The 24,508-nt window shown below is 48.4% G+C and carries 11 protein-coding genes; 6 read left to right on the top strand and 5 right to left on the bottom strand.

Annotated features, from left to right (window positions below; genetic code table 11):
- Window positions 1–125 precede the first annotated feature (125 nt).
- Window positions 126–1,424, top strand: a complete 1,299-nt coding sequence (hemL, locus tag QUB77_RS16395; protein WP_333174100.1) for a glutamate-1-semialdehyde 2,1-aminomutase — start codon at window positions 126–128, stop codon at window positions 1,422–1,424.
- Window positions 1,425–1,659: 235 nt separating this feature from the next.
- On the opposite strand, the gene QUB77_RS16390 is transcribed toward hemL, so the two are convergent.
- Window positions 1,660–2,061: a biopolymer transporter ExbD gene (locus QUB77_RS16390; protein ID WP_333174102.1), complete on the bottom strand. Its 402-nt coding sequence runs from the start codon at window positions 2,059–2,061 to the stop codon at window positions 1,660–1,662.
- Window positions 2,045–2,704, bottom strand: a complete 660-nt coding sequence (locus tag QUB77_RS16385) for a MotA/TolQ/ExbB proton channel family protein (protein ID WP_333174104.1) — start codon at window positions 2,702–2,704, stop codon at window positions 2,045–2,047. The genes QUB77_RS16390 and QUB77_RS16385 overlap by 17 nt, the downstream gene beginning before the upstream one ends.
- 757 nt (window positions 2,705–3,461) lie before the next feature.
- Here QUB77_RS16385 and QUB77_RS16380 point away from each other — a divergent pair.
- From QUB77_RS16380 to QUB77_RS16365, 4 genes are all read left to right on the top strand, one after another.
- Window positions 3,462–4,901 (top strand): TonB family protein, encoded by a 1,440-nt coding sequence (locus QUB77_RS16380; RefSeq protein ID WP_333323285.1) that lies wholly within the window; start codon window positions 3,462–3,464, stop codon window positions 4,899–4,901.
- Window positions 4,902–5,003: 102 nt separating this feature from the next.
- A complete protein-coding gene (locus QUB77_RS16375; protein ID WP_333174109.1) occupies window positions 5,004–6,077 on the top strand; it encodes a hypothetical protein in 1,074 nt (357 codons plus the stop codon).
- A gap of 58 nt (window positions 6,078–6,135) precedes the next feature.
- Window positions 6,136–6,612 (top strand): hypothetical protein, encoded by a 477-nt coding sequence (locus QUB77_RS16370; RefSeq protein ID WP_333174112.1) that lies wholly within the window; start codon window positions 6,136–6,138, stop codon window positions 6,610–6,612.
- A 140-nt stretch (window positions 6,613–6,752) separates the two neighbouring features.
- Window positions 6,753–8,840 (top strand): acylase, encoded by a 2,088-nt coding sequence (locus tag QUB77_RS16365; RefSeq protein ID WP_333174115.1) that lies wholly within the window; start codon window positions 6,753–6,755, stop codon window positions 8,838–8,840.
- Window positions 8,841–9,041: 201 nt separating this feature from the next.
- Here the strand turns inward: QUB77_RS16365 and QUB77_RS16360 are convergent, their stop codons facing one another.
- The 3 genes from QUB77_RS16360 to QUB77_RS16350 form a co-directional block, all read right to left on the bottom strand.
- Entirely contained in the window at window positions 9,042–10,304 is a 1,263-nt protein-coding gene (locus tag QUB77_RS16360; protein ID WP_333174118.1) for an MFS transporter, read from the bottom strand.
- Between the two features lie 327 nt (window positions 10,305–10,631).
- A complete protein-coding gene (locus QUB77_RS16355; protein ID WP_333174121.1) occupies window positions 10,632–11,813 on the bottom strand; it encodes a PepSY-associated TM helix domain-containing protein in 1,182 nt (393 codons plus the stop codon).
- Window positions 11,814–12,194: 381 nt separating this feature from the next.
- Window positions 12,195–15,224 (bottom strand): TonB-dependent receptor domain-containing protein, encoded by a 3,030-nt coding sequence (locus tag QUB77_RS16350; protein ID WP_333174124.1) that lies wholly within the window; start codon window positions 15,222–15,224, stop codon window positions 12,195–12,197.
- Between the two features lie 561 nt (window positions 15,225–15,785).
- Between QUB77_RS16350 and QUB77_RS16345 the strand changes: the two genes are divergently transcribed.
- Window positions 15,786–24,494: an amino acid adenylation domain-containing protein gene (locus tag QUB77_RS16345; RefSeq protein ID WP_333174126.1), complete on the top strand. Its 8,709-nt coding sequence runs from the start codon at window positions 15,786–15,788 to the stop codon at window positions 24,492–24,494.
- Window positions 24,495–24,508: the final 14 nt, after the last annotated feature.

Raw genomic sequence — 24,508 nt, 5'->3', positions numbered from 1 at the left:
GAACTCTAACCCTAGAGGGTTTACCTCATCAATGCTAGCCATCCCCCTTTTTCAGGTTTCGGCTAAACGACTCGCACGCTATAAAATTATTCTACCAACAACAGACGTTCACTAAGGAGAAAACATTGGTTTCCACAACCTTGAAAACGACCAAATCAGAAGAAATTTTCGCCGCCGCCCAGAAGTTGATGCCAGGTGGCGTCAGTTCCCCCGTCCGCGCCTTCAAATCCGTAGGCGGACAGCCCATCGTCTTTGACAGGGTAAAAGGAGCCTACATTTGGGATGTTGACGAAAACCAATACATTGATTATGTAGGCACTTGGGGCCCAGCCATCTGCGGCCACGCCCACCCGGAAGTCATCAAAGCCCTGCACGAATCTTTAGAAAAAGGTACGAGTTTCGGGGCACCATCGCTGTTGGAAAACGTACTGGCCGAAATGGTCATTGATGCCGTTCCCAGCATTGAAATGGTGCGATTTGTCAACTCCGGCACCGAAGCCTGTATGGCCGTTTTGCGGCTGATGCGAGCTTTCACCGGACGCGATAAACTGATTAAATTTGAAGGCTGCTATCACGGGCACGCCGATATGTTCTTGGTAAAAGCCGGTTCCGGCGTCGCAACTCTGGGCCTTCCAGACTCCCCAGGCGTCCCGAAAGCCACTACTGCCAATACCCTCAACGCTCCCTACAATGACTTAGAAGCAGTCAAAGCTTTATTTGCCGAAAATCCCGGCGAGATAGCAGGCGTAATTCTCGAACCAGTGGTGGGGAATGCCGGTTTTATTACCCCGGATGCTGGTTTTCTCGAAGGTTTGCGGGAAATTACTAAAGATAACGGTGCTTTGTTAGTTTTTGATGAAGTAATGACCGGTTTCCGCATCGCCTACGGCGGAGCTCAGGAAAGATTCGGTGTCACGCCGGATTTGACTACTTTGGGTAAAGTTATCGGTGGCGGTTTGCCGGTGGGAGCTTACGGGGGAAGGCGGGATATTATGGGGATGGTGGCTCCTGCTGGCCCGATGTATCAAGCGGGTACGCTTTCGGGAAATCCTTTGGCGATGACTGCTGGGATTAAAACTTTGGAATTGCTGCAAAAACCCGGCACTTACGAACAGTTGGATAAGATTACTAAAAAACTGTCGGACGGATTGCTAAAAATTGCTAAGGAAGCCGGACACGCGGTTTGGGGCGGGCAAATTAGCGGGATGTTTGGCTTGTTTTTTGCGGCTGGCCCGGTTCACAATTACGAGGATGCGAAGAAGTCGGATTTGACGAAGTTCAGCCGCTTTCACCGGGGAATGTTGGAACACGGAATTTATCTTGCTCCTTCGCAGTTTGAGGCTGGATTTACTTCTTTGGCTCATACTGAGGAAGATGTCGATCGAACTTTGGCTGCAGCGCGTGAAGTGATGGCAAGTATTTAACGTGAGTTTTAAGGATGTTCATCCTTAAAACTCACGTTAAATAATTAAAGTCCTTGCTGTTTTTTGGCAGTAAGGACTTTAATTTTTAACTGCTTTATTAAATAAAATCCTGAATCAGACAGACTATTCAGGAGTCGCTTTTAATAAGACTTACAGGCTTTTTTAGTAAATCTGCACGGGGTAATTTCAGCTTAATGATGTGAGCGAATTACTAATTAGTAATTATAGGAACTCTCTACTTTGCGGTAGCAATCCCTAACTTAGCTCCCTTAATTCGGCGTAATCGATCCATAACTTCCACCACATTTCCGTGATTGACGCTTTTATCCGCATTCAGCACAATTAATGAGTTCTGATTTGATCCCATCGTCTGCCGCACCGTACTCTCAATCTGGTCTAAGTTGACTGACTTTTTATCAACCATTAATTTTCCATTAGGATCAATGGTGACGGTAATTTTAGCAGGCGAGTCCTGAACTTGAGAGGTTGATGCTTTCGGTAAGTTTACGGGCAAACCCTCGGATTTGGATAAAGACAGAGAGGAAACAATTAAAAACGTCAATATGGCGAACACCACATCAATCATTGGCACGATGTTAATCTGGGGAATACTATCAGGTTCATCGGGTAGGCGCATAATTAGATTCTCTTGGTAGTTTTTCGTAGCGGTGACGGTACAATAACTCTAGCTGACCTCCGGCTTCCTGAATAAAAGCAATCTGCTGTAAGTAAAACCCGCGAAACATATTGGCAAATAAGAGTGTAAAGATTGCCACAACTAACCCTATTGCCGTAGAAACGAGGGCTTCGCTAATCCCAGAAGTAACGCCTGCGGCATTGGTGCCCGTGGCATTCCCCAGTTTGAGAGAACTAAAGGTAGTAATTAACCCCAAAACTGTTCCGAGCAACCCAAATAGTGGGGAAAGGCTGATAATGGTGTCAAATATTGTATTGAATCGCTTCAGGATGGGGATTTCTGCCTGAGCGCCACTCTCTAAGGCCAAACGAAATTCTTCGATGTTGGGCGCGTCTAATTCTAAAGCTTCTAAAAAAATCCGGGCTAGGGGCAAATCGCTGTTTACTTGTAACTTTTTGATTGCGGAATCGGGGTTTTGACTGTAAAGCTGTAGCACTTCTCGCACGACTCGCCGCTGCCGCCGATTTACCCTAAACCAAAAGGCAAGACGCTCTATGATCAGCGCGACTGCTGCGATTGAGGAGGCCAATAGCGGCCAAGCAACAATGCCTGCGGCGCGAAAAATGTAAATGAAAGCATCCATTGATTTGTACTCTCGCTAGCTCTGTTGAATGATCGCAAGCTGCCTAATGGTGCAATTAGCCCGTGAGAAGGCTGGTAGAGTTTCTGCGTCAAGTCGGCACAAGTGATTCAGGCTGCGAATTGTTTCACTCAAGCGCGATCGCGATCGCACAAACGCACTACCTGTATGTGACTATCTTCGTCTGTACCCAAAATGCTCCTAATGTGATCCTGACCGAGATCGCGACAGATTGTTCTGCCAGTGCTTCTTTGCTAACTATTTGCGTTAGGACTTGACAATAATCTTCAATAATTTAAAAGATTCTCAACTAGGTTTTCACAAAATTCAGGGTTTGTCAAGTCATGATCCACTTTTTTAAATAAGAATTACATATTAAATTTATAGGAAAAGTTATTTTTACTTATTAATAACTTTTTATGAAAAGCTTGAGAATGTCGAAATTTGTTGGTATATTATGGGCTAGAGTATTGCAGTTAAGGCATTTTTGAACCTTGCCTTGCCAGAATCCGAACATTGACAGCACCCATAAGAGCGACGTAGACGCCCCCAAAGCAAAAGCTGATTGGTAGGGTCTAGTGGCTATCTAAAAATTAAATAATGAAAATTAATTGCAAGAGTCTTGAACAAGGTGACAGGTTCTTATAGGATGGGTAGGTTCATCATTGATAGCAAGCTCAACAGGCTATTGGTAGCTTGTTTCGGGTTATGTCGGGGAGCCAGCGAGGATGTTGTCATCCATAAAGGAGATTGAGAAGGGATGAGTTTGTCAAATATTTCGGCGACGCAAAGACAACAACAAGAAGAAGCTCTCAAAAAAGTTCTGGCGATCAGTCTGTTAGGCTCAGCCTTACTGCACGGTGTCGCGCTGCCGTTGAGCCTCAACTTGGTCAAACCTGCTGAATTTGAAGAGGATGCAATTGAAATTGTTGTGCTTGATGAACCCACAGTAGAGGAAACCCAGCCAGAGCCGGTTATTCCAGAAAAGGTATCTCCCCCACCTGAGACGTTCAAACCAGAACCGCCACCAGAGCCAACTCCCCCAGAGGAGTCACCCGTAGCCGCAACACCACCGCCGATTCCAGAGGAGCCACCCGTAGCGGTAACGCCACCGCCGATTCCAGAGGAGCCACCCGTAGCGGTAACGCCACCGCCGATTCCAGAGGAGCCACCCGTAGCGGTAACGCCACCGCCAACTCCTATCGAGCCTTCCCCCGCACCTCAACAGGATTTAAATTCCCCAGAAACTCCTAAAACCCCGATCGCCCAGGAACCCGAAACCCCTTCGCCCGATCCTCCAAAAAGCGAACCACCCGTTAGCGACTCCCGCCCCAAGGGTGCTGCGAGTCTCCCAGACTTTACAAAAGATGCTGGAAATCCCAACTCCTCCGACAGCCCTGAACAAAATAACCCGCTCTCGTCATCTGCTTCGGCGGGTAGCGGGGAGCCTTCTTCACAGCCATTAAATCCTTCTTCCGGGCCATTGGCGCGATCGCCCGCGGCTGGCCCACCAGTCACAGCTACTAGGCCAGGAGGCAGTAGTAAATCTGGAAATGCGATCGGGGAGATCACAAACCCCTCCTCCTCTGATAGCCCCGGAGCAAGTGCGTCCAACTCACCATCCGGTGCCAGCGAAAATGGCGACATACCTTCTGATGAGCCATTTGCGGCTGGCTCGGGGCGATCGCCCCGATCGCCTGCGACTGGCTCACCAGTCACAGCTACCAGGCCAGGAGGTGGCGGAAATTCTGGAAATGCGATCCCAGATGTAGGAAACCTCGCCTCCTCTGGTAGCCCTGGAGGAAGTGCATCGAACTCATCACCCGGTGGAGGTGGAAATGGCGGCGGGGGTTCGTCAGAGCCATTTGGCAGCGGTTCGGGATCAGTGCCAAAACCGACAAATCCAGCAAGAGGGGGGAGTCCTTCGCGCCCGAAAGGCCCGCCTCCCGGCACTTGCATTAGCTGCGGTAAACCTGAATATCCGAGCGCAGCCAGAAAACAAGGGCGGGAAGGCCGAGTGGAAGTCATGTTTGACGTTGACCCCAACGGTAAGGCATTCAACATCGCGATCTTGACTTCGAGCAAGCACGACGACTTCGATAGCGCAGCGATTAAAACAGTAGAAAAATGGAAATTTGCCTCATCAGAGAGTGGCATTCAAGGAAAAACAGCATCCATTGAATTCCGGCTCAATGACTAGGGATTTTTTTGAGACTCTAACAATTTGGCTGGGAATTCTATAGCACTGTCCAAGGAATAGCAAAGTTAAAACTTGAATTTTTTGTGAATTATGAATTTGGCAATGTCGTCAGCAATATTAACTAAACTTCAGCGAGTTGGATTCGCTCTATTACTTGGTTCCAACTTGGGAATGGCTTTGTTGTTTGCCAACCCTCACAGCGCAATGGCAGGAGTAATTACTTTACCCGATGGCGGACGTTGCGAGGGAGAATTGACTGAGGGAAAACTCAGCGGCCCCGGCACCTGTCAATATGCCAACGGCGATCGCTACGAAGGCCAATTTCTCAACGGCAAACCTCACGGTAAAGGCATCTATACCTTTAAAGAAGAAGGTCGATACCAAGGAGAATTTGCCGATGGTGAATTTAACGGTCAAGGTGTCCGCGAATTTGCTAACGGCAACCGCTACGAAGGAAGTTTTAAAAACGGTGAGTTTGATGGTACAGGCACTTTTACCTCAACTAACGGCATTCGTTACGAAGGCGCTTTTGCCAATAGTTCTCCCAGCGGCAGAGGGGCTTTTACGTTTGCTAATGGCACTCGTTGCGAAGGAGATATTAAAGAAGGAAAAGTTAATGGCAAAGGCGTCTGTCAATATGCTAATAAGAACCGCTATGAAGGAGAGTTGCTGAATAATCAACCTCACGGGCAGGGAATTTATACCTTTGCTGAAGGAGGTCGTTATGAGGGGCCATTTAGTGAAGGGCAGTTTCACGGTAAAGGGGTTCGCGAATATCCGAACGGCAACCGCTATGAAGGAGAGTTTGTGAAGGGCAACCTTCAAGGTCAGGGGTTGTTTACTTTTAAAGAAGGGGGACGTTATCAAGGGCCGTTTGACAATGGAGAATTTAGTGGTGAAGGTGTCCGTGAGTTCCCCAATGGAGATAGCTATAAAGGCACTTTTGTCAAGGGTAAGATGAGCGGGAAAGGAGTGTACGTTTTTAAGAATGGCGATCGCTGCGAAGGCGAATTTACCGATGGCCAGTTCAACGGCAAAGGTACCTGCATTTACGCCAATGGCGATCGCTATCAAGGTGAATTCCTCAACGGCCAGAAACACGGTCAAGGTTCCTACATTTATGCAGATGGAACGAAAGTAGAAGGAAATTGGCAACAGGGGCAGCTTCAAAAATAACTCTTTGATATACTCACCGTCTTTTCAGATGGGGTGATTCTTGACGCTTAATAAAAAGATGTACATAGCACAATTAAACCTATCTATCAGTGATATTACTGGCATTGTTCAGACTATTGCAGTAGTTGTATCACTGATTTATTTGGCAATTCAAGTTAAAGAAAGTACAAAAGCAACCAAGGGTGCAACCTATCAATCAATTATTAGCGCTTGTGCAGAGCTTGAGTCACGTATAAGCCAGGATGATGAAGTGGCGCGGATATACAAGTTAGGCATAACAAATCTGGAAAAATTAAATGAGAATGAATTCACCCGGTTTAACGAGCTTATTTGTAGTTTTTTTAATCTGTATGAAAATTTGTATTATCAATATAAAAATAAGTTGTTAGAAGAAGAATTATGGGCTGGTTGGTGCCTAAATATGCGGAATGACTTACAACAAAAAGGGGCAGCAGCTTGGTGGAACTCAAAAAGTCATCTTTACAGTAAAAGCTTCCGTGAATATGTTAATTCAGGAAAATGTCCTAGAAATTAATTTTGCTTGTATAGCATAACCTATCAACTGATATCAATATAATATAGTGGTTCTCACCAACATGAGGTACACTTTATTCTGTTAATGCCAGGATTTTCGAGGCTTTTTCTGTACCCCACCTACCTGAGAAAGGCTATAGTATGTTTCTAAAACTCAAAAAACAAAGCCGACGAATTGTCTCATTATTGATAAGTTTTATTTTAGTTTTGATTTTAAATAATGGGGTTCAATCCTCGCCTGAAATCGGCACTCAAATTCTTTGGGATACCTATGGAATTCCACATATTTATGGAGAGAATACTAAAAGCCTTTTCTACGCTTTCGGGTGGGCGCAGATGCAAAGTCATGGTAATCTGATTTTGCGTCTTTACGGGCAATCTCGCGGGCAAGCTGCCGAATTTTGGGGCGAAGATTATCTGGAATCCGATCGCTGGGTGCAAACTATGGGAATTCCTAATCGCGCCAAGGCGTGGTATGAATCACAAAACCCTATTTTTCGCAACTATCTTGATGCTTTTGTTGGTGGAATGAATGCCTATGCCAAAGAACACCCAGAGGCGCTCAGCGAAGAATTAAAGGTAGCATTGCCCCTCAAACCGGTAGATGTATTGGCACACGCGCAGCGTGTCATCAATTTTACTTTTGTAGTCGATCCAGAGCGCCTTGAAGATATCGCTCAAAATGATACCCCCAAAGGCTCTAATGGTTGGGCGATCGCTCCTTCCCGTTCTGAAAGCGGTAATGCCATGTTATTGGCAAATCCTCACCTTCCTTGGTCGGATTTATATTTATGGTACGAAGCACAACTGGTTGGCCCAGAAATTAACACTTACGGAGCGACTCTCGTCGGATTTCCTGTATTAACGATCGCCTTTAATGACAACTTGGGATGGACTCATACTGTCAACACTCACGATGGCTGGGATGCCTATGAATTGCCCCTCGCTAACGATGGCTATCGCTTCGATGGCGAAGTCCGAAAATTTGACAGGGAAGAGAAGGTTTTAAAAGTCAAAGAAAAGAATGGGAATTTGCGATCGGAATCTCTCGTCGTGCGGCGTTCTGTTCACGGGCCGATTATCACAGAAAAACAGGGCAAAGCGATCGCCCTGCGCGTTGTCGGACTCGATAAACCAGCAGCCCTTCAGCAGTGGTGGGATATGGCACGCTCAAAGAATTTTTCTGAATTTGAAGCCGCTTTAAAGCGCTTAGAAATTCCCATGTTTACCGTTATGTATGCCGATCGTCAGGGGCATATCATGCACTTGTTTAACGGTCAAGTCCCTATACGCAAAAAAGGAGATTTTAAATACTGGTCAGGCACGATTCCAGGCAATACGTCAGAGACTTTATGGAGCAAAAATCATCCCTATGCGGATTTGCCGCGCGTTGTCGATCCGCCCAGCGGTTGGTTGCAAAATACCAACGATCCCCCCTGGACAACGACGTTTCCCAGCGCGATCGCACCCGATAATTATCCCGCCTACATGGCACCGCGCGGCCCGATGGATTTGCGATCGCAGCGATCGGCAAAAATGCTCTTAGAAGATGACAAAATCTCTTTCGATGAATTGATGCAATACAAACATTCCACTCAGGTAGAACTCGCCTCGCGCCTCCTCGATGATTTAATTCCCGCCGCACGGCAAGGCAGTGAAAAAGCGCGTCGCGCTGCGGAAGTTCTCGCCACTTGGGATCGGAAAGTCGATGCTGACAGTCGCGGTGCGGTGCTGTTTGCCTTTTGGAAACAAGCGATGGATGCTGATGAGTTATTCGCTAAACCTTGGAGCGAAGATGCACCGCTAACGACGCCAGACGGGTTGGCAAATCCTGCGGAGGCGGTGCGGGTGCTGGAAGCGGCAGCAACCAAAGTTGAGGTAACTTATGGCGCGTTAGATGTGGCATGGGGGGAAGTCTTCCGATTGCCTGGGGTGGCGAATCTGCCTGCAAATGGAGCTGACGGTGCTTTGGGTGTATTTCGCTCAGTATGGTTCGCTCCTGGGAAAGACGATCACTTTAAAGCGGTTGCGGGCGATTCTTTTGTGGCTGCGATTGAGTTCTCTCTTCCGGTGAAAGCGATGGCGCTAAACAGTTACGGCAACGCTACTCAACCTGGTTCGCCCCACGCCGGCGATCAGTCGCAGCTCTTTGCTCGCAAGGAATTGCGCCCTGTATGGCGATCGCGATCGGAAATTGAAGCTCACCTGAGTTCGCGCCAGAAACTTTAGCAGAAGGAAGTTCGGCAACGGATTATGTAACGGATGTAACGGATGTAAGGGATGTCAGGAAGTTCGGCAACGAACACGCGATCGGGATGTAACGGATGTCAGGAAGTTCGGCAACGGATTGTGTAACAGATGTAACGGATGTAACGGATGGAAGCAAGAAGCAAGAAGCAAGAAGTTAAAAGACCTCTTTCCGTTTCCCCTTTACGCATCGCGCAGCAGTCGGGAAGCATACCCACCGACTGCAACGAGCAATAAGCCCAGGGAGGATATAGCGTATAACAAAGCCATGCCAGCACCGGCACCTGTCCCGATAATTGGGCCAAAAATAGCGGCTAAAAAACCGGACGGCTGCATGGCGGGTTCAAAAACGCGATCGGCAAGTGGGCCTGCGATCAATAAACCGATCGCGGACGCCAATTGCACGATCACTGCTCTGGTAGCAAAAACACGCCCCTGTACTTCTGGTGCGACTTTCGCCAGCCAGATTGCCTCGTTGGAACTGCCGAGGATGGGGAAATTGAAAGACGAACAAAATTGAGCGGGAATCCAGATGGAAAGCGCCTGACCGAAACCAAAGACTATTTTACTCAAGCCCGCGCCTGCCATGCCGAGCAGAAACCCCCGGATTCGGCGTTTGGGACCGCCCCAAATACTGACGATTGATGCTCCTAAAACGCCGCCTGCGCCGGCGGCTGAAAGGATAGTTCCGAGGATTCTGGCATTGTTGCCGGTGCGTGCCAGAATCATCGGTGAGTAGAGGGCCGCGCCGATGTCGTGAGCGAACCAGAATAGCGAAAATGACACCAGCAAGGCAAGTAGGCTGGGACGCTGGACGATGTAGCGGAATCCGAAGCTAAGTTCTTGCAACAGGTGGGGGCGAGTCGGCTGGGGATTGGAGACGATCGCGGGCTGTGGTATTTTGACAGATACTAGCGTGGCGATCGCGATTGTAAAAGTTGCCAGGTCGATCGTAAAAATCCCGCCGGGCCCGATCGCAGAATAGAGAATCCCCGCCAGCGTCGGAGCAATAATACTCGCGCCGTAATTTGCCAAAAAACTTAAACTGCTAGCGCGGCTGTAATGCTTTTCTGGCATCATTGTGGCGATCGCTGCTGAGTAAGCTAACTGTTGAATTTGGTCAAAAATTCCGTTAACTGCAGCCGCTACATATATATGCCATATTTGCAGGTTTTGGCTGATATAAAGTAAGAGGATAGTGAGCGTTAACAAAGCTGAAACCGCATCACCGATCCCCATCAAAAATTTTCGATTCCAGCGATCGACGAGAATGCCAGCAACCGGAGCAAGCAAGATGCGCGGCAATTGAGTAAAAAACATCAACAAAGCCAAAGCTGTCGCTTGACTGGTGGACTCCCAAATCCAAATAGTCAGCGCAAACGCGGACATAGCGCTGCCAATCATCGAAGCAGTTTGTCCGAGCCAGAGTTGAATAAATTTTTGCATTAAATAAGCGATTTATAGGATTTAAAATTCAGAAGATCGGGTTTTTTTAGGCATGATAATCATATCAATTCCGGTAGCATCGTCAGTCGTCAAATCCAGTCAACCGTCAACAATTACCGATGGATCGTGCAACCGGAGTCGATCTAATTCATCTGCGTTAATCTGTGTTCATCTGCCTGTATCTGCGGTTAAAAAAAGAGAATTTCTCGAACCGCAGATGAGAATGGATTGACGCAGATTCACGCAGATTAAGAGAGGAGAGATAGGAATAATTCCGATGCTAACAGATTTGATATCACACCCGCATCAAACCGCACGCCGCTCTCATTAAAACCAAGGCCATTGCTGGCTAAGTGGAGATAATTCTTCATATTGCTGTCTCGCCTCCTTGCGGTAAAATTTCGCCAAATGCCGCTGCCGCCACATCATTACACCCGTAACAAACAGTACAATCGCTGCTAATCCTGCGATCGCGTGTACAATTCGCAAGTAAATGCCGCCATAGCTGCCAATATGTAGCGGATAAAGCGAGTTGAGAATTCGATTTGCTACAGAAGCTGAATTTACATTGTCAGCCTGCAATATTTTGCCACTGTATTGGTCGAGATAAATGGTGCTAACCCCGTTTGGGTGCGGCTCGTTGGGAAATTTTTTCCGTACTTTAAAAATTGCTTCAGGCTTCAACGGCAGAGAAATAAAAGTGGTTTTAGCTTCCGGCCAAACGGTATTAACTTGGTCTAAGATTTCGTCAAGCTTTTGCCTCGAACTGCTAGACTGGGGATGAGAAGTCAAGGCTGGCTGTGGCTTTTCATTCGTTAGCCAATACAGCGTAGATTCAACAGGCGCGTAAAAAATTATCGCTGTTCCTGTAGCGGATATGAGTATGAGAAAAGCGACCGATACAATGCCAGAAACGTTATGTAAATCAAATACAGTCCGCTGCCAGTGAGCTTTCCAATTAATAGAAAATCCGCGAGCCAAATTGCGCCAACCCGTCCACAGAACCAAACCAGTAAAAGTTAGTCCTAGCATTACTAGACCGCAAATACCGACGACAAGATGACCGAATTCTCCTCCAGCTAATTCCGCGTGTAACGTAAAAATAAAACCTGTAAAACTTTCTTTCCAAAGGCGCCCACCCGTAATTTTTCCACTGTAAGGATTGACATAAACGTTAACTATTTTCTCACTCTTTGACAGCATTGAAACTTGACAAACATCCTTCGCTTCTCGTGGCAGCAAGATACTAACAGCTTGATTTTGCGGATAAGCTTTTTCGACAATCTGGAGGACATTTTCCAGCGGTATCCGTTCGGATTGAGGAATTACTTGCAGGAGTTGGGGATTGAAGAACCGCTCGATTTCCGGCCCGAAAATTAGCAAGCTGCCCGTTAAAGCAATTACTGCTAGAAATATTCCTACCACTAACCCCAAATACAAGTGCAGTTTGAATGCGAGTTTGCGGAACTTCATCGGGAAATTTTTCTCAAAGCCGTTAACTGTTCTCATTAAGGTAAAACTGATAGTCCGACAGGGAATGAATTCCCTGTCTCAAAGCTAAAGTCCTCGCTATGAGGACTGAGAAAAACACTTTTCAACTCATTAGTCCTCTTGAGAGGACTTTAGCTATTAGACAGGGGTTTCAACCCCTGGCGGACTGACAGACTAGCGAGTGTGAGGACTGGCAGACTAATATCAAATCCGTTAGCATCGGAATAGTAAATTCGAGTTCACTGTTGACTGTTGACAGTGAACAGTCAACCGTCAACAGTCAACATCATTCCGGTGTAACCGGAAATGATATAACAGCTTAAATTGACACGCTTTGGGTTCTTGGAATGTCCCTAGAGGGATATTGAATCTACCTCATAAACCTGCAATCTGCTGTAATTACCAGTTAAGGCGGTAATTAACACTGAGAGTCAAACCTCTCCCTGCATAATTAGAGCTGTCGGATTCAAATCCAGCGGAGTATTGCGAGAGCACGGGAAAATATTGATTATTCAATAAATTCTCGACTTTGACTTGTAGCAGCCCAGAGCCAATTTTAACCGCGCTGATGTAATCCAGTGTGAGATAGCTGCTAATCGGGCCGCCATCCGAGCCGTCTTTGAATGCCCGATCGCTATTTCCAGAATATAATAACTGTAACCGATTGTTCCATCCCGGCAAAGTTTCGTTTTGAACATAAGCTGTTAGCTTGAGCGGTGGAATGCGGCTGCTATCGAGGGCGAGGTAACGGTTGTCTTCCTCATATTCACCTTGAATATAAGTAGCAGTCCCGCCGATCGACCATTCTCGTGCAGGTTGCCAATCCACAGTTCCTTCTAAGCCGTAAATGCGTTCTGGGGCGCGCTGTAGTTCCAGGCGGCCTGTGTTGCCAACTGGTTCAAAACGGACTCCTAAATCAGAAGTATTGTAAAAAGCAGCAAGCGACATTTGCACGGATTGCCACCCTCCTCGAATGCCAATTTCGTAGCTGTTGACTTTTTGCGGTTGAGTTACTTCTAACGAAGATTCAATTCCGACAAAAGTATCGGGGGGTTGGCGGAGGATGCGGCCGAAATCGGGAACTGAGAAACCTTGAGAAAAGTTGCCAAATACGTTGAAGTTGTCATTAATTTTATAGACAGCCCCTGTATTAAATAGGGTGGCGTTAAAATTGCGATCGCCTCCTTCGATCTGGCGATCGTTAAAAGTGGTATAATCCTTGACGTTTAACCCGACCCGTTCGTGACGTAGCCCGCCACTTAGAATGACAATATCGTCAATATTCCATTCCAATTGACCGAAAAAGCCAAGGCTGTCGTAAGTGTAAGGAGGGACGAAAGGACGCTCGGAAATTTTCCGGTAAACCCGGCCACCACTTGTGTCGAATCTCTCCGGGTCGTACAAGTCGAAACGCTGTTTGCTATCTTCAGTAACATAGTCAGAACCCCAGGTTAATCGAAGATTTTCGGCGCGGGATAAAGGAGTGGTGATCGCCAGTCTACCTCCTATCTGTTCGTTCTCGGCTCGCGAATTACCAACCCCGATAAACGGCCCAAAGAAATCGGAGGTGCGGAAATCTAAAGGAACACCTACATTGGAATTCGTTCGATAGTAGATTTGACTTTGAAGGCTGCTGCCAAAAAGGTTTTGATTGGTGTAACTTAGGTTGAGCTGTGTACTTTTATTTCCCGGTGTTTCCCCGTCAATATCCAAATTTCCGGTTCTGATGGCGCGGGCTTTTTGCCGTCCTTCCTGTTCGTCAATGCTAAAGTCTGGGATCACATTGGGATCTTGGGTTTCCCGATAGTGATTGACAGTTAGTTGCAGCCGCTGTTGGGTGTCCAAATCTACCCCGACTTTGCCCATCACGTTGAAGAGGGTGCTGCTATCTCCGCCGAGTTCATAAAAGGGAATGCGCGAGCCTTTGGCATCGTAAAAAGATCCACTTCTAGAGAGCGAGACAGTGCCAGTGAAATCGAAATTGCCACTTCGGCCAGAAATCGTCTGCTGAGCGTTAAAGCCTAGAGCATCTTCTGTGTTTGTTAAAGCGCTATTGACGCCCACTTCAGTAACAGCAGTTAGCCTTTCCTCAGTTGGGCGACGAGTAATAATATTAATCACGCCACCTGTAGCCTGAGCGCCGTAGATTGCGGTAGACCCCCGCACCACTTCAATGCGTTCGATCGCGCTGGGATCGATGTTTCTAAATTCTCGGCCAAAAGATTGAAGATTGGTCGTTTGTGGCACGCCGTCAATCAGAACGGAAACGTCGCGACCTCGCAAAGTTTGTCCATAAGTGCTAGTAAGTTGAGTCGGGGGCGCGAAACCTGGAACCTGATTTGCCAGAGCTTCCACGATATTTCTCGATGGCCCTACCTGCTGCTGAATTTCTTCGGAGTCTACCACCGTTATAGAGCGCGGCACGTTTGACACTCTTTCTGAGGTTCGTGTTGCAGTGACGACGATTTCAATCGGGTCTCTCCCCACCTGTGGCGTTCCGGGTGGCTGTGTCGGTGTTCCTGGCGGCTGCGCTGTAGGTGGCAAGGGTTCTCCGGGCGATCCGGGTGGCTGCGCGCTCGGTGGCAATGGTTCTCCTGGCGTTCCGGGTGGCTGCGCTGTCGGCGGCAAGGGTGCTCCGGGTGTTCCTGGTGGCTGCGCTGTAGGTGGCAAAGGTTCTGCGGGTATCTCTACCTGCTGCCCTGTCGGTGGCAAGGGTTCTCCGGGTGTCCCTGGTGGCTGCGTTGTAGGAGCCGGTGCAGGCGGGCGAGCAGTCATCTGCGAGGTGGGTTTTAAGCTCAGAATCAGACCCGCAGCGTTAGGAATCACCCGTGCCACTGGTTGACCCCTCTCGCCAATCACTTTGATTCGGATGCTGTTGTTATCTAAAGGAGTAACGGTGACAGAAGCAATTCCCGCAGCCGGTTTGTCTTGACGAAACTCATTTCCCCCCGGTAGTCGCAGTTGAGCGGTGATGGCATCAATTTGTAAAGTTTCGCCAAAGGTGGTGGTGAAGACTTGCAGGGGTCTTCCATCTTCAGTGTCTAGGATAATTTCAATGCCTTCTGACGTGGGGTTGAGGCGAACGCCCGTCACCTGCGCGATGTTGGAAGCGCACGCCGACTGAGCGACTACCGCCGACACGACTCCTGCCAGCCCAAGGCTACTTAGTAATTTCTGCGATCTGTTCATTACTCTTAAATCAACAATTAATGGAACTTCGGATATGTGGTTTGCGTTGCTTGCACAACATGATTTGTGGCAGCGTTGCTGCTCTTCTCTGGCTCCTGAAACTGATCTGCGGAAGATCCGGCCCAGTTGTCGGGCGCAGTTCGATCCGATTCTCCCGTCGCTAGTGGCATTTGTCTGGGAATACAGCAGGCGCGTGAGGGCGATCGCCTCTGTCCGGTGGCGATCTAGACGATCGACCACGGTGGGCATTTTCCTCGGTTAAAGGAAGTAGTCGCTGGACGCTTAATGAGAAAGTGCCTTAATTAGATAACACAGCAGTTAGATCTGTCAAGAGTTAACTAATGAAAACTAATTGCATTTCACTATAGGGGGTATGACCCCTCTAGCTAATTGTGCACCACTTGCATAATATGGTTGCGGTAAGGGCTAGACAAACGATCGCCTAAAATGCTATGGCAAGAGTTAGAAAAGATTGTCATATAGGAAACCATAGCAGTCAACAAATTTGCTATACGACTCTTGACAATAAATATCATCTAGCCTACTATGCTTAAAGTCGATAGCCGTAAAGCCCCTGAAGCTGATATCGAAGCTGGCTCGGACTGAAATCGCCCCGGAGCCATTGCCGAACAGCGCGATCGACAAAAAAACTCAAAACAAGTAATACCCGGATTGAAGACTAAAACACGCTGATGGGAGACTCGTAACGCCCGAAAACTGTCCACAGAACGTCTATGTGGAAAGAATTTGGCGGAACTGGTTGGCGTACTGCAAACAAGATTTATTAGGTAAAAAGAATCGATGAGTGACGCAGACATTAAGGGAAACCAACTCACCGAAAGTTGCACCAATTTAGTAGAACTTCTAAAAAACAGAGCATTACACCAACCAGAGCAGAAATATACATTTCTGTTAGACGGAAAAACTGAAACCGCCAGTTTGACTTATCGAGAGTTAGACGCGATCGCCCGATCGCACGCCGCGCGACTTCAGACATTGGGAGTCACTGGCGATCGAGCCTTACTGCTTTTCCCGCCAGGATTGGACTATCTCGCCGCCTTTTTTGGATGTTTGTACGCCAAAGTGATCGCGGTTCCCCTCTATCCGCCGAAGCTGAAACGGAATTTAGCGAAAATTAGTGCGATCGCCCTAGATGCAGGAGCAACAGTTGCAATCGCTCCCGCGCGACACCGGGAAAATTTAGAACAGCTATGCCAGCAAGCGCCGGAACTCAAAGGGCTGCGCTGGCTGACAGCAGAAATGCTTTCCGGTGACGGCGAAAAGTGGCAGCAGCCACCCATCCATCCCGACGAAGTGGCTTATCTTCAGTACACTTCCGGCTCAACCTCCACCCCCAAAGGCGTAATGGTGAGCCACGCCAACGTTTTATACAACATCGAATACATTGACCGAGGCTTTAACCACGATTCCGAAAGCGTTGCCGTAACGTGGCTTCCCCCCTTTCACGACATGGGGTTAATTGACGGATTGCTCAAACCTTTGTATCTGGGAATACCCTCTTACTTCATGCCGCCAGCGGCGTTTATTCAGAACCCGATGTGCTGGTTGGAAGCGATTTCGCGCTACAAAGCTACCCACAGCGGCGGGCCAAATTTTGCTTACGACTTGTGCGCTAGCAAAATAAGCAAAATCTTGGGCGATGGCGAAAAAATGCTCGACTTGAGTAGTTGGCGCGTGGCCTATAACGGCGCAGAACCGATCCACAAAGAAACCTTAGAGCGATTTACCAAAGCTTTTGAACCCTGCGGTTTTCACGCCGATGCCTTTTGTCCTGCTTACGGAATGGCAGAAACCACGCTAAAAATTGCCACGGTTCGCAGCGGAATAACACCGACTTTCTTACCTGTTGACGCTGGGGCGCTGGAAAATAATCACATTGTAGAAGTTGGCGAAGGCGAGGGGGGCGCGAGAACTTTAGTCGGCTGCGGTTTCCCTGAATTTGGCACTCTAGTTGCGATCGTCAATCCCGAATCTCTGACGCAATGCCAGCCGCAGGAAGTCGGAGAAATTTGGGTAGCTGGCGAAACAGTTGCGCGAGGCTATTGGAATCGCCCAGAAGAGACAGAAAAAACCTTTCAAGCATATCTTTCAGATACCAGCGAAGGGCCATTTTTGCGAACCGGAGATTTAGGCTTTTTACGCGACGGAGAACTGTTTATTACAGGGCGACTCAAAGATTTGATTATCATCCGAGGTCGCAATCTTTACCCCCAAGATATAGAAAGAACAGCAGAGCGCAGCCATCCCAGTTTGCGGCAAGCGGCGATCGCGGCATTCTCGGTGGAAGTCGCAGGCGAAGAACAGCTCGTTATCGTGCAAGAATTACAATCTCGCAAAGCGCCGGATAATGCCGAGGAAATTATCAGCGCCATCCGCTCCAGCATTGCTCAAGAATATGAAGTGCAAGTTTATGGAGTAGTGCTGATTAAGCCCGGAAGCATTCCGAAAACGACCAGCGGTAAAATTCAACGTCGCGCCGCCTATGCAGACTTTCTAGCTGACAATTTGGAAGTTGTCGCCAGTAGCGTTTTAGAGTTAGCTGATTCGGTGGAAATCGAGAGTCAACTCACGCGAGAAATTCTGCAGACAGCCGAGTTAGAAGAACGGCAGTCGCTTCTTGAGGCTTACCTTTGGCAGCAGGTAAACCGCCGGGGAATTTATTCCCCGGCTAATAGCCAAAGTCGGCTAAAGCCGACTGAAGAGGAATCTTCAATCCACTTCAGTGCCAGCGGGCAAACACAAGATATTATCGATCGACCGCTCAGTAGCTTTGGACTAGATTCTTTAAGAATTTTTGAGTTAAAAAATCAAATAGAGAGTGACTTGGGCGTTACTGTATCGGTTGCCGATTTGTTTGAAGATAGGAGCATGGCTCGACTGGCAGTGCAAATTCTAGAGCAACTAACAGGAAATACCAAAGCAGCCGTCCCAAGGCCAGTTTCTCGATCGCGCCATCTTCCCCTGTCTTTTGCCCAAGAACGCTTGTGGTTCTTCGACCAATTGGAACCGGGAAACCCCTTCTATAACCTCTGCGGTGCAGTTCGGATTACAGGACAACTCAATGCAGAAACACTCAGGCAAAGTATTGAGAAAATTATCGAGCGGCACGAGGTTTTGAGAACTGCATTTGCTGGTGGTGAGAAAGAACAGATACAAGTTATTTTTGAGGCAAAAAGTTTCCCATTACCGCTGATTGATTTAAGAGATCGCTCCCCGGATGAACGTGAAAATATAGCACGAAAACTGTGTGCTGAAGAAGCAAAATTGCCCTTTGATTTAACTCAACCAAATCTGCTTCGTGCCAAACTTCTGCGCCTATATGAGACAGAACATACTCTGCTTTTATCCGCCCACCATATCATTTTTGATGGCTGGTCTTTGGGCGTATTTTTACGGGAACTAGCTGCCTTTTATGAAGGTTTTGCTAATAAAAATTTAGCCTCGCTTCCACCGCTGCAAATTCAGTATGCAGACTTTGCAAGTTGGCAGCGCCAACAAATGCAGGGAGAAATATTAGAAACTCAACTTACTTACTGGAAGCAGCAGTTAAGTGGGAGTGCAGCGGTTCTAAATTTACCAACAGACTTTTCTCGTCCCGCTGTTCAAAGTTACAAGGGAGGTAGGCAATTATTTGAATTGCCAGAGCATTTAACCGAGGCAATTAGGCAATTGAGTCGTAGTGAAAAAACCACTTTCTTTATGACATTACTGGCAGCATTCAAAACATTGCTTTACCGCTACACGGGGCAAGAAGATATCCTCGTCGGTTCACCAATTGCCAGCCGCAACAGCACCGAAACCGAATCATTAATTGGATTTTTTGTCAATACTTTAGTCCTGCGATCTGACTTAAATGGAAATCCAACTTTTCGAGAGTTGCTGAATCGAGTGCAAGAGGTTGCATTAGGCGCTTACGCGCATCAAGATGTACCGTTTGAGAAGTTGGTAGAAGAATTGCAGCCGAATCGAGATTTAAGTCACTCGCCTTTATTTCAGGTGATGTTTGCCTTTCAAAATGCCTCTGAATTCGCCTTAGAATTGCCGAATTTAAGCTTGAACTGCCAACAGATTCACAGCGGCACAGCAAATTTCGATTTAACGCTGGAATTAGAAGCCACAGCAACAGGTATTAGAGGCTGGTTTGAGTACAGCCTAGACTTATTTGAAGCGGCTACAATTGCGCGGATGGCGAGACACTTTCAGAACTTATTAGAAGGCATAGTTGCGAATCCCTCTGCACGACTGTCCGATTTGCCCATGCTTGCAGAAACAGAACGCCAGCAACTTCTATTTGAGTGGAATAATACTGGGGTAAATTACTCCCAAAATGAGTGCGTTCACCGTTTGTTTGAAGCGCAGGCTGCGAAAACGCCTGATGCGGTTGCGGTGCGATTTGAATGCCAAACTTTGACCTATCGAGAACTGAACGATGGCGCGAATCAACTTGCCCATTACTTGCACTCTTTCGGCGTCAAACCCGATGCGATAGTCGGCGTTTATATGGAGCGATCGCTCGATGCGATCGTCGGAATTTTAGGCATCTTAAAAGCAGGTGGCGCTTATTTGCCCCTCGACCCCATCTATGCTAAAGAACGCCTCGCCTTCATGTTAGAAGACGCTGGAGTTAGGGTATTGCTAACGCAAGCAGAATTAAAAGCAGAAACGCCAGCCCAAAATAATATTTCTGTGATTTGCTTGGATGCAGAATGGGAAACGATCGCTCAACAACATCAGTCAAATCCTGACAGCCCCGTTGGGCCAGAAAACCTCGCTTATATCATATATACATCCGGGTCTACTGGCAAGCCAAAAGGAGTGATGGTGCAGCATCAATCTTTGGCCAATTATACGCAGGCTGCGAGTAGCGAATATAGCATCGAACCAGGCGATCGCATTCTCCAATTTGCTTCCCTCAGCTTCGACGCCAGCGCCGAAGAAATCTATCCCTGTTTAACGCGAGGTGCCACTTTGGTACTGCGCGGAAATTCCATGTTAGATAGCATTTCTTCCTTCCTGAAAAAGTGCCGGGAATGGGAAATCACTGTATTGGATTTGCCGACAGCTTACTGGCGCGAATTAACTGCCAGACTCAGCATCGAAAAAGCAGAATTTCCCCCGTCAGTGCGCTTGACAATTATTGGCGGAGAAGCAGCGCTTTCAGCATCGCTGAATCAGTGGCAAAAGTGCGTATCAGAAAAAGTCCGGCTAGTCAATACTTACGGCCCCACAGAAACAACAATTGTCGCGACGTGGTGGGACTCTTCCTCCTCTTCTTCTCTCCCCTCTGCGTCCTCTGCGCCCTCTGCGGTTAAAAACTCTAAAAACTCCGCAAAAACCTTGCCAATTGGACGCCCGATTCCAAATGCCCGCACCTATGTACTCGATGCTAATTTGCAACCAGTTCCGATCGGAGTTCCCGGCGAACTTTATATCGGAGGTGCGGGCGTTTCCAGAGGCTATCTTAACCGTTTAGAGCTGAATCAAAACAAATTCATTCCCGATCCTTTTAGCAGCAAACAAGGCGATCGCCTTTACAAAACAGGCGATTTAGTTCGCTATCTTCCCGACGGGAATTTAGAATTTCTCGATCGCACAGATCGCCAAGTAAAAATTCGCGGTTTCCGCATTGAGTTGGGAGAAATTGAATCTGCACTCAGCCAACATCCAGACGTGCAAGAAGCCGTCATTCTCGCGCGTGACGAAGATTCAGGCGGAAAGCGCTTAGTTGCTTACCTCGTTTTAAACTCAGCACTCAGCATTGGGAACTCCGCACTGATTAAAAATCTGCGCTCTTTCCTCAGAGAACAACTGCCAGATTATATGGTTCCTGCCAGTTTTGTGTGTTTGGAATCTATGCCACTGACGCCAAACGGCAAGGTAGATTTCAAAGCACTTCCCGCACCCGAAACCAACAGTTTAGACGCCGATTTTATCGCTCCTCAAACTTTAGAAGAACAAGTATTAGCTGATATTTGGGCTGAGGTTATGGGTTTAAAACAGGTGGGAATCAATGACAATTTCTTCGAGTTGGGAGGTCACTCTTTGCTGGCAACTCAACTGATTGCCAAGGTGCGCGATCGCTTTCAAGTCGAGCTATCATTGCGCTGCTTGTTTCAATCCCCCACTGTCGCCAGTCTGGCAGTTGCGATCGCACAAGCTAAGAGCCAGCAGTCGCCCGAACCCCTGATTTCACTGCCTGCGATCGCCCCCGATTCTCAAAATCGCTACCAACCATTTCCGCTCAACGAAATGCAGCAGGCATATTGGATCGGCAGAAATTGCTTTTTTGAAATGGGCAATGTTGCCATTCACGGTTATGTAGAAATTGAGAGCGACGAGTTAGATTTAGAGCGGTTTAGCCTCGCGTGGCAGCGAGTTGTAGAGCGCCACGATATGCTGCGGGCGATCGTACTGCCTAACGGACAGCAGCAAATTCTGGAAAACGTACCCGCTTATAAAATTGAGGTTTTGGATTTGCGATCGCTCGCTCCAGAGGTTGCCGACGAAAAGCTCGAAGCAATTCGCGATCGCCTTTCCCACCAAGTGCTGCCGCTCGATCGCTGGCCGCTATTCGAGATTTGCGCTTCGCAAAGGGGCGATCGCCGCACCCGGCTCCACATCAGCATTGACGCTTTGTGCATAGACGGCTGGAGTTTTCAAATCTTGTTTGGCGATTTGGTAAAGTTTTACCGCAATCCCAATACTGCGATCGCGCCCTTGCAACTGTCTTTCCGCGATTGCGTATTAGCCGCGATCGCCTTAGAAAACTCCCCATTTTACCAGCAATCCTTAGATTACTGGCGCCATCGCCTCAAAACCCTGCCACCAGCGCCGGAATTGCCCCTCGCCAAACAGCCGAATTCCTTAACGCAGCCGCGATTTAAACGCTGGAGCGATCGCCTAGACTTGCCAACCTGGCAGCGCCTCAAAACGCGCACAGCTCGCGCCAGCCTCACCCCTACGGGTTTATTGCTAGCTGCCTATGCCGAAGTTCTTTCCCTGTGGAGCAAAACGCCTCGGTTTACCCTCAACGTGCCTCGCTTTAATCGCCTTCCCCTCCATCCTCAAGTTGAGGAAATTATCGGAGAATTTGCCTCATTTACTCTGCTAGAAATAGACAATTCAAAGCAAGAAAGTTTTGAAGTACGAGCCAAGCGACTGCAAGAACAACTTTGGCAAGATTTAGAACACCAATATGTCAGCGGCGTGCGCGTTTTGCGAGAACTCGCCCAAGCGCAAGGTACAACCGCAGCCCTGATGCCGGTCGTGTTTACGATCGATCCGCAAAACGCGCCTGGGGAAGATTATTCTATCTTTTCTCTGATTCAAGAATTGGGAGAACTGGTTCACATTATCGGTCAAACTCCGCAAGTTTGGATCGACGCGCAATTTACCGAAACTGCTGAGGGGCTTTCTTTTAGCTGGGATGCGGTGGAAGAACTCTTCCCGCCAGGGATGATTGACGATATGTTTGATGCCTATTGCCGCCTATTGCAACGCCTCGCCAATGAAGAGGAAACTTGGCAGAAAACGGTGCAGTTTCAGCAAGCCTTTACTAACAGCATTGAGGCACCCATTCCCGATGTATTGCTGCACGAATTGTTTGCTCAGAAAGTCGCGTCGCGATCGCACGAACCCGCCATCATTACGCGCGATCGTACCCTCACTTACGAGGAACTCTATCGGCGATCAAATCAAGTCGCTCACCGATTGCGGAAGCTGGGAACTCGCCCCAACCAGTTGGTTGCCGTCGTCATGGAAAAAGGATGGGAGCAAATCGTCGCTGTTTTGGGAATTCTAGCCTCTGGAGCCGCTTATTTGCCCGTAGATGCGGCGCTGCCAAAAGAGCGGCTGTGGTATTTGCTGGAAAATGGCGAAGTTGAGATTGTTTTGACGCAATCTCAGTTAAATCAACGCTTAGAATGGCCGGAAAATGTGCGGCGAATTTGCCTCGATACGGACGAATTGGCAAAAGAAAGTGACGAACCTTTAGAAACGGTGCAGGAACCGGAAGATTTAGCTTATGTGATTTACACTTCCGGCTCAACTGGCTTGCCGAAAGGCGTGGCGATCGCGCACCGAGGTGCAGTCAATGCGATCGCTCAGACCAACCAAGTGTTTAATGTGACCGAGTGCGATCGCGCGATCGCAGTCACCGCACTGCACCACGATATGTCGGTTTACGATATTTTCGGCATCCTAGCGGTCGGGGGCGCGAGCGTCATTCCCGATGCCGCACAACGGCTAGACCCCGCTCACTGGACTGAATTGATGGTAAAAGAGCGCGTCACCATTTGGAACTCGGTTCCGCCGATGATGGAAATGCTGCTCGATTACGCTGCCGGACGTTCTGAGGTGTTGCCGGAGTGCTGGCGCTGGGCGTTTCTCGGCGGAGATTGGATTCCAGTAACACTGCCCCAGAGGTTAAGGGCGATCGTCAAAGAATGTCGCGTTGTCAGCGTTGGCGGGCCAACCGAAACCACTCTCTGGAACATCTGGTATCCGGTAGAAACTGTTGACCCTTCTTGGAAGAGCATTCCCTACGGCAAGCCGATCGCGAACACCCGCTACTACATTTTGAATGAAAGGCTGGAAGACTGTCCCGTCTGGGTTGCCGGCGAGATGTGCTGTGCCGGAGTTGGGCTGACAAAAGGATACTGGCGGAATGAAGAAAAAACTCGCGCCAGCTTTCTCACGCACCCCGTCACCGGCGATCGCTTGTACCGAACGGGAGATTTAGGGCGCTTCCTCCCTGACGGCAATATCGAATTTTTAGGGCGAGAAGATTTCCGCATCAAAATTCGGGGATATCGCATCGAGGCGGGAGAAATTGAAGTCGCTTTGAACCAGCACCCGGCAGTGCGATCGTGTGTAGTAACGGCATTCGGAGAACAGCACAGTCAGAAACGGTTAATAGCGTATGTGGTTCCCCAACAAAATAATGCAGCGCCAGAAACTTGCGAATTGCGGCAATTTCTGAGCCAAAAGCTGCCCGAATATATGCTGCCCTCTGCATTTGTCATGCTGGAGGCGCTGCCGCTATCTGCCAATGGAAAAGTAGACCGCAAAGCTTTGCCCGCACCGGATGCCGCCTTCCTTCCCAAAACCTTTGTCGCGCCTAACACCCCGGTTGAAAAAGTTCTCGCAGGCATCTGGGCTGAAATACTCGGAGTGGAAAAAATCGGCATTCACGACAACTTTTTTATCGATTTAGGAGGGCACTCCCTACTAGCCACGCAAGTCATCTCAGCCGTGCGCGACACCTTCGGGGTAGATGTCCCCCTGAGCTCATTCTTCGAGTCGCCTACCGCATCCGAGCAAGCCGCTGGCTTGGTAGAAAATCCCGCGCAGCGAGAGCAAGTTGAAAATACTGCTCAATTGCTGCTGAGTCTTGCGGAACTTTCCGATGAAGAAGTAGAGCAAATGCTAGCCGAGAAAACTTCTCTCCCCGATCGGGAATTGGCGATCGCCTCTCCCTCTACTTATTAATTCCAGCAGTCTAG

It is taken from the genome of Microcoleus sp. AT9b-C3 (assembly GCF_036705485.1).
GTDB lineage: Bacteria > Cyanobacteriota > Cyanobacteriia > Cyanobacteriales > Microcoleaceae > Microcoleus.
Note: the sequence above shows the minus strand (reverse complement) of the source record. Positions and strands in the feature narration are given on the sequence as shown.